The organism is Verrucomicrobiota bacterium, assembly GCA_039027815.1.
GTDB lineage: Bacteria > Verrucomicrobiota > Verrucomicrobiia > Verrucomicrobiales > JBCCJK01 > JBCCJK01.
In genome coordinates this window covers 1-10,026 of sequence record JBCCJK010000060.1, presented here as the reverse complement: position 1 = coordinate 10,026, position 10,026 = coordinate 1, and the positions used below count along the sequence as shown (strand labels likewise).

General features: G+C 59.0%; 10 protein-coding genes. 3 read left to right on the top strand and 7 right to left on the bottom strand.

Translation table 11 applies throughout. The features are described 5' to 3' along the window. Nucleotides 1-524 precede the first annotated feature (524 nt). From AAF555_11720 to AAF555_11705, 4 genes are read right to left on the bottom strand one after another with little or no spacing between them, the layout of a single operon-like run. Complete coding sequence (locus AAF555_11720) at nt 525-1,796, bottom strand: adenylosuccinate synthase (GenBank protein ID MEM6912232.1); 1,272 nt, start codon at nt 1,794-1,796, stop codon at nt 525-527. 60 nt (nt 1,797-1,856) lie between these two features. Next, the gene (gene carA / locus AAF555_11715) at nt 1,857-3,038 is read right to left on the bottom strand and encodes a glutamine-hydrolyzing carbamoyl-phosphate synthase small subunit (protein MEM6912231.1); all 1,182 of its coding nucleotides are present in this window, start codon (nt 3,036-3,038) and stop codon (nt 1,857-1,859) included. Nucleotides 3,039-3,061: 23 nt separating this feature from the next. Further along, entirely contained in the window at nt 3,062-4,072 is a 1,011-nt protein-coding gene (locus AAF555_11710) for a DUF4339 domain-containing protein (protein MEM6912230.1), read from the bottom strand. A gap of 3 nt (nt 4,073-4,075) precedes the next feature. Beyond that, on the bottom strand, nt 4,076-5,404 hold the full coding sequence (locus AAF555_11705; protein ID MEM6912229.1) for a CCA tRNA nucleotidyltransferase: 1,329 nt from the start codon (nt 5,402-5,404) through the stop codon (nt 4,076-4,078). An 80-nt stretch (nt 5,405-5,484) separates the two neighbouring features. On the opposite strand from AAF555_11705, the gene AAF555_11700 reads away from it, so the two are divergent. From AAF555_11700 to AAF555_11690, 3 genes are all read left to right on the top strand, one after another. Then, on the top strand, nt 5,485-6,585 hold the full coding sequence (locus AAF555_11700) for a prepilin peptidase (GenBank protein MEM6912228.1): 1,101 nt from the start codon (nt 5,485-5,487) through the stop codon (nt 6,583-6,585). A gap of 471 nt (nt 6,586-7,056) precedes the next feature. Continuing rightward, nucleotides 7,057-7,551 carry a thioredoxin family protein gene (locus tag AAF555_11695; protein MEM6912227.1) on the top strand — a complete coding sequence of 165 codons (495 nt, stop codon included), beginning with the start codon at nt 7,057-7,059 and terminating at the stop codon, nt 7,549-7,551. A 581-nt stretch (nt 7,552-8,132) separates the two neighbouring features. After that, complete coding sequence (locus tag AAF555_11690; protein ID MEM6912226.1) at nt 8,133-8,399, top strand: type II toxin-antitoxin system prevent-host-death family antitoxin; 267 nt, start codon at nt 8,133-8,135, stop codon at nt 8,397-8,399. A 744-nt stretch (nt 8,400-9,143) separates the two neighbouring features. On the opposite strand, the gene cas2e is transcribed toward AAF555_11690, so the two are convergent. The 3 genes from cas2e to AAF555_11675 form a co-directional block, all read right to left on the bottom strand. Beyond that, nucleotides 9,144-9,452 carry a type I-E CRISPR-associated endoribonuclease Cas2e gene (gene cas2e / locus AAF555_11685; protein MEM6912225.1) on the bottom strand — a complete coding sequence of 103 codons (309 nt, stop codon included), beginning with the start codon at nt 9,450-9,452 and terminating at the stop codon, nt 9,144-9,146. A 7-nt stretch (nt 9,453-9,459) separates the two neighbouring features. Then, nucleotides 9,460-9,867, bottom strand: coding sequence for a hypothetical protein (locus tag AAF555_11680; GenBank protein MEM6912224.1), 408 nt, complete (start codon nt 9,865-9,867; stop codon nt 9,460-9,462). A 27-nt stretch (nt 9,868-9,894) separates the two neighbouring features. Next, the coding region (locus tag AAF555_11675; GenBank protein MEM6912223.1) for a transposase at nt 9,895-10,026 on the bottom strand (132 nt) is incomplete at its 5' end.

Sequence of the window (10,026 nt, the reverse complement as noted above, 5' to 3'; positions counted from 1 at the left end):
CTACCTATCACTTGGGATCAGCTGCACCCAGAACAAGAAGTCTCCCCCCACCGCGCCGGGGACGTCGCGGGCCACCGGGGAAAGCTTGCTACTGTAGTTTTCGGGGGGCTTCTGCTAGGATGGTCTTCGCGATATCCCATCGGTTCTCTACCCTATTCATCGACGACTCCTATACACCTCACAAATAATACGACTTCTATTTGCGAGACCGCTTCTAGGGAAAGCGGGCTTTGGTGGCGATGTCGAAGGGATGAAGGCGGTAGCTGAGTTGCCTGTCCTAAATTCTTGGCGTCTCCGCTTCTTTGCGGGAGGCCGACTCACACCAACCTCCAGAATTCACTGGAAGAATGGAGGGGAGGTGTTGTGGGGAAGAGGCGCTGAAGCGCGGGGAAGGGGGAGCCGGTGTCTTTCGAGACAGCCCTGCGTTGCTCCTCGGTTACGGTGCCTGCACCGCGCCCTCGTCGCGCCCTGGTCTGGCCCGAAATCCACTCGGCCATTCTACCAGCCAATTCTGCAGCTTGGTATCAGAGCGGGATCGTTTGATCGCGTGCCGGTCCCACACCGATGCTGGAGATGCGAACGCCGGTTCGGGCTTCCAGGATCTTCAAGTAAGCCAAGGCTTCGCTGGGGAGGTCTTCCGCGCTTTTGGCTCGAGTGGTGTCCTGCTTCCAGCCTTTGATGGTTTCGTAGACCGGGGTGCATTCTTGCCAGTCTTCGATGCTGGGAGGAGGGGTGGTGAGCTGTTGGCCGCGCAGCTCGTAGTGGGTGCAGAGCTGGATTTCTTCGATTTCATCCAGGCCGTCCAGGTTGGTGACGGCCAGCTCGTCGATGCCATTGATCATGACGGCATAGCGGAGGAGGACAGCATCCAACCAGCCGCAGCGGCGGGCTCGGCCGGTGGTGGCTCCGAATTCGCGGCCGAGGCCATGGAGGTAGTCGCTCAGGGTGTCGTTTTCAGTCGTGAAAGGACCTTCCCCCACGCGGGTGGTGTAGGCCTTGGCCACGCCGACCACGCGATCAATGGCATGGGGGGGCACCCCGGAACCGGTGCAGGCGCCGGCTGCGGTCGTATTCGAGGAGGTGACGAAGGGGTAGGTGCCGTGATCAATGTCGAGGTAGGTGCCTTGGGCCCCTTCGAAGAGGAGCTTGGCGTCGTTGGCAATCTGTTCGTGTAAGAAGGGGACGGTGTCGCAGAGGTGGGGGACAAGTTGCTGAGCGCTTTCCCGGAGGGTCGAGAGGACGTCTTGCAAGCGGATGGCCTCCAGTCCGGCTTTCTCGATTTGCTCATTGGCCTGGGCCAAGCGGTGGGCGATTTTTTCCTCCACCCGATCGAGGTTCAAGAGGTCGCCCGCGCGCAGGCCGACGCGGTCCACTTTGTCGGCGTAGGTCGGGCCAATGCCGCGGCCGGTGGTGCCGATCTTTCCCTGGCCACGGAGAGCCTCTTTCGCGCGGTCGAGCGCGCGATGGTAGGATGTGGTGAGGTGGGCTTTCGAGCTGATGAGAAGATTCTCGGGCGTGATGGAGATGCCCTGCCCGCGCAGGGTTTCCATTTCCTCGATGATCCCGGCGGGGTCGACCACGACGCCATTGCCGATGACGCAGATTTTTCCCGGCCAGAGGATGCCCGAAGGGATGAGATGAAGGACGTATTTGGTCCCTTGGTTGATGACGGTGTGGCCCGCGTTGTTGCCCCCTTGGGAGCGGACCACGACATCGGCGCTTTCAGTGAGGTAATCGACGATTTTTCCTTTTCCTTCATCGCCCCATTGGGCGCCGATTATGACGGTGTTCGACATGGATTCGCTGAGTGGGGGGCCTGAAGGTTTCGGGGTTCAGGACCCCGGGAGGGGAGGGATTTAGCGGGTGGATTCGATGAGCTGGGCGAACTCTTGGAAGAGGTAAGCAGCGTCGTGGGGGCCGGGCGCGGCTTCGGGGTGATATTGCACGCTGAAGACGGGGGCCTCTTTGTGCGCCATGCCTTCGACGGTCCCGTCATTGAGGTTGATGTGGGTCACTTCCACGTTGGCGGGCAAGGTGTCGGGGTCGACGGCAAAGCCGTGGTTCTGGGAGGTGATGGCGACGGTGCCGCGTCGCAGGTCTTTGACGGGCTGGTTCCCGCCCCGGTGACCGAACTTTAGCTTGAAGGTTTTGCCGCCGAAGGCATGGCCCAGGATTTGGTTCCCGAGGCAGATGCCGAAGAGGGGCTTCTTTCCGATGAGTTGGGTCACTTCCCCGTGCACGTAGCCAAGGGCGTCGGGGTCTCCCGGGCCGTTGGAGAGGAAGACGCCGTCGGGTTCGCGGGCCAGCACATCGGCCGCTTTTTCGGAGGCCGGAACGACCGTGACCTCAAAGCCATGCTGTCGCAGGCTCCGCAGGATGTTGCGCTTGATGCCGAAATCGTAGGCCACGATGCGGTGCTTCACCGGCGGTAGCGGATGGAAGACATGGGGGCCTTCGCTCTCGCGTTGGCTGGCGCCGGCGTTGGTTTCTGGCACGGGGAGGGTCCACTGGCGGCTTTCCTTGTGGTCCGCGTCCCAGTGATAAGCCTGGCTGGTGGTGACTTCTTGGACAAAGTCCGAGCCGACCATGGAAGGGCTGGCCTGCGCGCGCTCGACGGCCTGTTCTGGGGTGAGCGGCTCGGTCGTGAGGAGGGCCCGCATGGCGCCGAGGCTGCGGAGGTGTTTGGTGAGGGCGCGAGTGTCGATTCCTTGGATGCCTGGGATGCCGAATCGGGTGAGAAAGGCATCCAGGGTTTCCACGCTTCGCCAGTTGCTGGGAGTGTCACAAAGCTCTTCCACCACAAAGCCGCGGACGTGCGGCTGGTGGCTTTCCATATCGAGCGGGCTGATGCCGTAGTTGCCGATTTCGGTGTAGGTCATGGCCACGATTTGGCCCCGATAAGAGGGATCGGTCAGGACCTCCTGGTAGCCAGTCATGGAGGTGTTGAAGCAGATCTCCCCGGTGGCGGTGGTCTCCGCGCCGAAGGCGGTGCCTTCGAACCACCGTCCGTCCTCCAGTGCGAGCAGCGCTTTCTTCATAGGGTGAGAGGCGGGAGACAGCTTCAAGCGCGGCCGGTCCGCTCGGCCAAGGCTGCCATTTTCTCGGGGCCGAGCTGGAGGAATTTGTAGGCGATGGTGAAGGCGCAGTAGACGACGATGAGGGCAGGAATCAGCCCCACGACCAGCGCGAGGGCCCCCACGAGGCCGATCCCAATGGCCGCCAGCCCAAGGACCAGGAGCGCTCCCACGTTATGGCGGGTCAGCTGCCAACTGAATCGGAGGGCTTCCACCGGGCCTAAGTTTCGTTCTACGATGACGGTTTGGTAATGTCCCAAGCGGATGGCGACGATGATCCCAGGGACGACCAGGAAAATCAGGCCGATGCTTACGGCGATGAAGTAGAGGATGGTGGCCAATAAGGTTTTGAACACTTTGTCCCCTTGGGAAAAGAGATCGGATAGTTCGAAGTCTTCTCCGGAAATGAGGTTCAAGAGGTAGCGAGCCGACCCCAAGCCCAGAAAAATCTCAATCAGGGTGGAGAGAAATTCCAAGAGGAAGGCTTGGCCAAAGCCCGAGATCACTGTCGGGGTGAAGGGATTATTGGGGTCGGGGACGGTTTCAATCCCGAGAGGTTCATAGAGGGCTTGGAAGAGGGCCGAAACGAGGATCAAGATGATGAGGTAGACCAAGCCAAAAAGGAACAGGCTCACGAAATTCGCTTTCATGAGTTTCCAGCCCTGCGAGAGACAGAAGCCGAGGTCCAGTTTGACCGGAGGCTCGGGGAGATTCTTGGGGATCAGTTCAAAGTCCGTCTCCACTGCGGCCGTGATTTGTGTGGCGGAGGGGGCGGCGTAGGGATTGCTGGGAATGGGGCCGGGGGAAGCGTCGGAAGCGGGGGCTTCGTCCAAAACGCCGTCTACGGTTTCCGCCTTGACCCAGTTTTCCATCCCTTCGCGCCAAATGAGGGTGTCTGGCTTGATGGTTCCCTCCTGGGCGAGGGTGCGGAGTTGGTAAAATCCGACCGGACCTTGTTGGGTGCCATCGGCGGCGTAGAACCAGTTTTCAGAAGACATGGGCTAGGAATTGGGTTGAGGAAGGAGGCGGTCGAGCGCGGCCAGTGCTCCTTCGCGGGTCTCCAGCGATCCTTCAAGCTGGAGATTCTGAATTTCTTCTAAAATGCGGCCGATTTCCGGCCCGGGAGCGCATCCGCGCGCCAAGAGATCGTGCCCCGTGACTAGGGGAGGCGGGATGAGTGGCTCGCGAGCGAACTCGGCTTCCTTGGCCTGGAGGAATTGGTAATTGTCGGTCAAGCCGTTGCTGCTGGTACAATCCACTCGGTGCAATTCCATTTCCTCCGCGAAGGTCGGCCGCGCCATAAAGCGTTTGAGCTTGGCGACCCGCATGTCCTGCACATGCATGAACTGCATATGACGGGCCACCATTTCGCGGACGTCCTCGATGACTTGATTGGAGTGCTTGAGACGCTGCAAGATGGCGACCGCTAGGTCCGCGCCCAAGCTGTCGTGCCCATTGAAGCGAATGCGGCCGTCCGCGTCCACGGTCCGGGCAGCCGGCTTGGCGATGTCGTGCAAGAGCACGGCCCAAACCAGTTCCCGCGAAGCCTGCGGGGGCAGCATTTTCAGCATGAGGCGGGTGTGAACGAAGACATCGCCCTCCGGATGCCACTGAGGGGGCTGCTCGCAGCCCTGCAAGGCGATGATTTCCGGGAGAATGGCGGCCATCAGGCCTGACTGGACCAGAAGATCGAAGCCCCGGAGGCGTTCTGGAGAAACAAGGATCTGATCCAACTCTTCGCGGATTCGCTCGGGACTGATTTCGGTGATGCGATCGGCCTGCGCGGCCAGGGCGTCCCAGGTGCGGGGCTCGATTTCGAAACCAAGTCGGCTGGCGAAGCGGACCGCTCGCAGCAGGCGGAGTCGATCCTCGGCGAAGCGACGCGCCGCCTCCCCCACGGCCCGCAGTCGGCCCGCGGTCAGATCCTCCTGTCCGCCGACATAATCGATCACCTCCAGGCTCTCCGGTTCTTGGAACATGCCATTGATGGTGAAGTCGCGCCGCTGGGCGTCTTCCTCCGCGCTGGCAAAGGTGACCGTTTCCGGGCGGCGGCCATCGAGGTAGTCTCCATCCGTGCGAAAGGTCGCCACCTCGAAATCAAAGTCTCCCGCCTTCACCAGGATCACCCCAAAGTGAGCCCCGACCGTGCGGCCCTTGGGAAAAACTTGCAGCACGGCCTCGGGCGTGGCGTCGGTCGCGATGTCGTAGTCCTTCGGCTCCTTGCCCAGCAACGCATCGCGCACGCAGCCCCCGGCCAACCAAGCGGTATGACCGGCGGCCGAGAGCTTGCGCGCCACCCGACGCGCCTGACGAAAGGCTTCGCTTGGCATGGGAATTCTTAAGGTTTCTTAACTAAGTGCTCGCAATCAAGAGGGGCAATTCTACAATCGAGCGAGGCCTTTCTCCAGTCATGAACCCCGAAGTCTACTTTCATCCGGCGATTCTCGCGATGGTCTTCGTGACGGGCACCGTCATTGGCTCGTTCCTGAATGTCTGCATTTACCGCCTGCCTCGCAATCTCTCGGTCAACAACCCCAAGCGGTCCTTCTGTCCCACCTGTCAGTATCAATTTCCGATTTGGCTGAACATTCCGATTTTGAGTTGGCTGCTCCTGGGTGGGAAATGCGCCAAGTGCAAGTCCGCCATCTCCCCGCGCTACCTTTTGGTGGAAGCCCTCACGGGGGGGCTGTTCCTCTGGGTATGGCATCGGCAGGAGGACTGGGCGCTAGCGATGGCCTTCTGGGTCTTTGTGAGTCTGCTGGTGGTGGCCACCTTTGTGGATGCGGAGCACTACATCATTCCCGATAGCACCTCACTGGGCGGTATCGTAGCGGGCCTCATTTTCTCGGTGGCCATTCCCGGATTTTTGGGCGGGGAATCGCGCGGGGGTGCGCTGGCGGCGTCGGCCATGGGGGCGGCGGTGGGATTTGGAACGCTCTTCGCCGTGAGTGAATTGGGAAAGCTCGCTTTCGGGCGCAAGAAATTCGCCTTCGACGCAGCGAAGCCCTGGAAAGTGGAGGAGCGGGATGAGGAAATCTTCCTTTTTTTGGAGGACGAAGAGCATCCTTGGAATGAGTTCTTCTATCGGAAGAAGGACCGCCTGCTGATCGATTGCGCCTCTTTCTCGGTGGATGGGAAAAAGCGCGGCGCCGGGGAGCTAGTGATCTATTCCGATCGCTTCTTGTTTGGCGGCAAAGAGACCTCGCTGGAAACGGTCACCCAGCTCTCTGGGAGAACCAAAGGCATCACCATTCCCCGGGAGGCCATGGGCTTTGGCGATGTCAAGTTGCTGGCCATGATTGGCGCGTTCCTCGGCTGGGAGGGGGCGCTTTTCTCCATCCTTGGTGGGTCGGTGGGCGGGCTCTTGGGAACGATTCTGGCGCGGCTCGTAGGTCGCCAAGAGTGGGCAGCCAAGCTGCCCTTTGGTCCTTGGTTGGCCTTTGGGGCGCTCTTTTGGTTCTTCGCCGGGCCGGAAGTCGTGGCTTGGTACGTCGGGACCCTGAATCGATGAAAAGGTGATTACCTTATGAATTATTGAAAAGAGCCTCGATGGAGCCCAAAGGCAAATCGGGTCGAGCGGTCTGAAGAGCGCGGAGGATCTTCTGGCGGAAATGGGGAGTGATACCAAGCTCGAGAGTTCACTGGTAGAATGGAGGGGAGGTGTTGTGGGGAAGAGGCGCTGAAGCGCGGGGAAGGAAGAGCCGGTGTCTTTCGAACCAGCGCTGCGTTGCTCCTCGGTTACGGTGCTAGCACCGCGCCCTCGTCGCGCCTTGGTCTGGCCCGAAATCCACTCGGCCATTCTACCAGCCAATTATGCAGCTTGGTATGATAGAAAGGAGGGCAGGTTTTGGGTTTCAGGTTTCAGTAAACATGAAGACGGCGCTTTTCCTCTGGAATGAAAGACTTCGCTGCAAGCTCTGGTTCATGGAAGCCATCGAGCTCACCTTCCTCTCGGCGGGAACCTGAATCATTCACTCACACCATGCGATCTCTTTCTTTCTCTGCGCTGTGCTTCTATTTCTCTCTTTTGTTGGCTGTTCCTACCGTTCTCCCGGCAGCCCCCCACCGGGAGCTAGGCCAGGTGGCGTGGTTGCGAAACTATGAGGAGGCGCTCAGGCAGTCCCGTGAAACGGGCAAGCCGATTTGTTTGCTCTTTCAGGAGGTGCCGGGGTACCAGGGTTGCGTCCAGTATGGGCGAGAAACCCTCAGTCATCCGCTCATTGTGCAAGCGCTGGAAGAGGCCTTTGTGCCGGTGGCCATTTTCAACAACCAGCCTGGCTACGACCGGAAAATTTTGGAGCAATTCGGGGAGCCCGCTTGGAATTACCAAGTCATGCGATTCTTGAACGAGCAGGGTAAAGATCTCATACCGCGGAAAGATCAAGTCTGGACACCACGGGCCACAGCCGAACGAATGATCCAGGCCTTGAAGGCGGCGAGCCGCCCCGTTCCAGAGGCCTTGGAGTGGTTTCGCTGAAGATTTTTTGAGGAGAGGAGGGAGAGTCCGCCTTTGAGGGCAGCCGCCAGAATGAGGGACTCGCCCAAGCGCTGGAGAGAGGCGCGTCCGACCTTGATCGCCTCCTGCAAGGTCATCAGATCATTCACAAGAAAGGTCGTGGAGGGAGGTGCCGCGGGTGGAGGTCAGCTTAATGATGCGCCCGTCGGCACCGAGCGTGATATTGCTAACAGCACGAAAAACGGTGGGGACGATTTTCCTGTGCGGTTTGTGTTTGGAATTTGATAAAAGTAAACCCTTATACCAAGCTGCAGAATTGGCTGGTAGAATGGCCGAGTGGATTTTGGGCCAGACCAAGGCGCGACGAGGGCGCGGTGCAGGCACCGTAACCGAGGAGCAACGCTGGGCTGGCTCGAAAGACTCCGGCTCTTCCTTCCCCGCGCTTCAGCGCCTCTTCCCCACAACACCTTCCCTCCATTCTTCCAGTGAATTGTGGAGGTTGGTATTAAGGGCTGTCTCGATGTTCAGCGTGGTTGACCTGATCCAAGCAAGTCAATGAACTTTCGCTTGGATCATTTAGCTTACTTAGCTAAGACAGAACCATGTTGGTCACGATTCACGAAGCCAAGACGAATCTCTGCAAGCTGATCGCCGCCGTGGAGGCGGGGGAAGAGGTGATCATTGCGCGGCGGGATAAGCCGGTGGCGCGACTGGTGAAGGAGGAGCCGGAGAAGAAGAAGCCTTCGGATGGTTTTGGAGTCGGACGGGGGGTGATCTCAGACGAGGCGGTGGAGTATCTGACCAACCGAGATGCGCTGGATGCAGAAATCACCGGGGTCTTTGAGAGTTCGGGACAAGAGGAAGACTGATGCGGTTGTTGCTGGATACTCATGCGCTCTTGTGGTGGTTTGTTGGCGATTCACGACTGTCGGGGTCGGCTGGCCGGGCGATGGATGATGCCGAGGAGATCTTTTATTCTGTGGTTTCGTTCTAGGAAATTGGCCTCAGAATTGGCGGGATAGGATTTGATCTTCCTCTGGTAGAGGATTGGGAGAAGAGGATTCCGAGCATGGTGCAAGCTTTTGGTTTCAGGCTCCTGGGGGTGGAGCCTGCGCACTGCAAGTTGATCGCGAGCTTGCCCGACCATCATGGCGATCCCTTTTGCCGGATGCTGATTGCGCAGGCCATCAGTGGTGGGTGTGAAGGCAGTGATCGACTAACGCAGCTTGATTCAGGATTTGTTGACTGACCCCAGCGACTGACCCCAGCGAGACAAAATCGGGTCATCCCCACCTGTGTGGGGAAAGCGACGAGGCCGTCACTGCCGATCCACGTGTGTGGGGAAAGCTTGCCGCCTGTAGCGGTCAAGGGGGCGGGTGGCGGGTCATCCACACGTGTGTGGGGAAAGCAATGATTGAAGAAGCAAACTGACAAACCATTGCGGGTCATCCCCACGTGTGTGGGGAAAGCTTGGCTGAGAAGGCCTCCATAGGGGAAGCTGCCGGGTCATCCCCACGTGTGTGGGGAAAGCTCTGGTAATTCAGTGAGTTATGCGGGCTGCAGTAGAAATTTGGTGGTATTCAAGGCCGTGTCAAAATGTCCCTGCTTGCTATTCAAAACGGGCAGTCATCGGCTTCCCATTTCTCTGCAATCAGAGGAATGCCGGATAAGTTGACCTCATTGCGCCCTGATTTGCCTGTAGGGCCAATTCGCTCAAGCTGATAGCCTTGGCAGTTGGGTGCAGAGGTGATTGCAAGCAGGCCAAATTCGGTGCCTGCGTGGCGGAGAACAAAATCGAGGACTTTCCGGTAAGTTCTGACGTTCATTGTGCCAACGAAGACATTGGGCGTAGGCTCAATAAACCAGCGCTTCAAATGTCCTCGGATTGCCGGTGGCGTGTCGTTTGCTACGAGGACTGTCATCTCGGAGTCAAGTTTCCGGTTGTAGAGGGTGTGGTGATGGGGTTGTTGATTCTTGGCCGGGGAGTCCTTCGAAGAGTGCTTTCAAGTCCTCAGGCATGCGCTGGAGCATACGCGTGGTTTCGATGTTTCTTTTGAGGATTTTCCTCGTGAGAGAGGAGGGAGGATTGGGCTCGATGGAGGCTGCCTCGAAGGCGGCAGGCCACGAGGTTTCGTGTTTGTAGAGATCGGCGACATCGTAGACGAAAGGGAGTGTTCCGGCTTGATGGACGAATCCCAGCTGGGGGAGGAATCCCATGGAACAGCAGACGGCGGCTGTCAGGGCATAGAGAGATCCATTGGCGGTGGAAAGTGCTTTATTGATGCCGTCGGCTAGTTGCCAGTTGGAGGGGTTGTAATCACGGCCTTTCCACGTCACGCCGAACTTCTTACCTAGGGTTCTGCTTCAAACTGTGTGTGGAGAGAGGTCGAGACGGCCGCAGTGGAAGAGGACGCGAGTGCGGAGGGAGCGGAAATTTGGCAAGCCTCTGGCATTGCTCTTGAGCATCTGAATTTTGGAATTGATGCCCTCGGCGGT

Coding starts and splice junctions, on each gene's coding strand:
- AAF555_11695 (MEM6912227.1), top strand. CDS start 7,057: ATGCGATCTCTTTCTTTCTCTGCGCTGTGCTTCTATTTCTCTCTTTTG.
- AAF555_11700 (MEM6912228.1), top strand. CDS start 5,485: ATGAACCCCGAAGTCTACTTTCATCCGGCGATTCTCGCGATGGTCTTC.
- AAF555_11710 (MEM6912230.1), bottom strand. CDS start 4,072: ATGTCTTCTGAAAACTGGTTCTACGCCGCCGATGGCACCCAACAAGGT.
- AAF555_11720 (MEM6912232.1), bottom strand. CDS start 1,796: ATGTCGAACACCGTCATAATCGGCGCCCAATGGGGCGATGAAGGAAAA.
- cas2e (MEM6912225.1), bottom strand. CDS start 9,452: ATGACAGTCCTCGTAGCAAACGACACGCCACCGGCAATCCGAGGACAT.
- AAF555_11690 (MEM6912226.1), top strand. CDS start 8,133: ATGTTGGTCACGATTCACGAAGCCAAGACGAATCTCTGCAAGCTGATC.
- AAF555_11705 (MEM6912229.1), bottom strand. CDS start 5,404: ATGCCAAGCGAAGCCTTTCGTCAGGCGCGTCGGGTGGCGCGCAAGCTC.
- carA (MEM6912231.1), bottom strand. CDS start 3,038: ATGAAGAAAGCGCTGCTCGCACTGGAGGACGGACGGTGGTTCGAAGGC.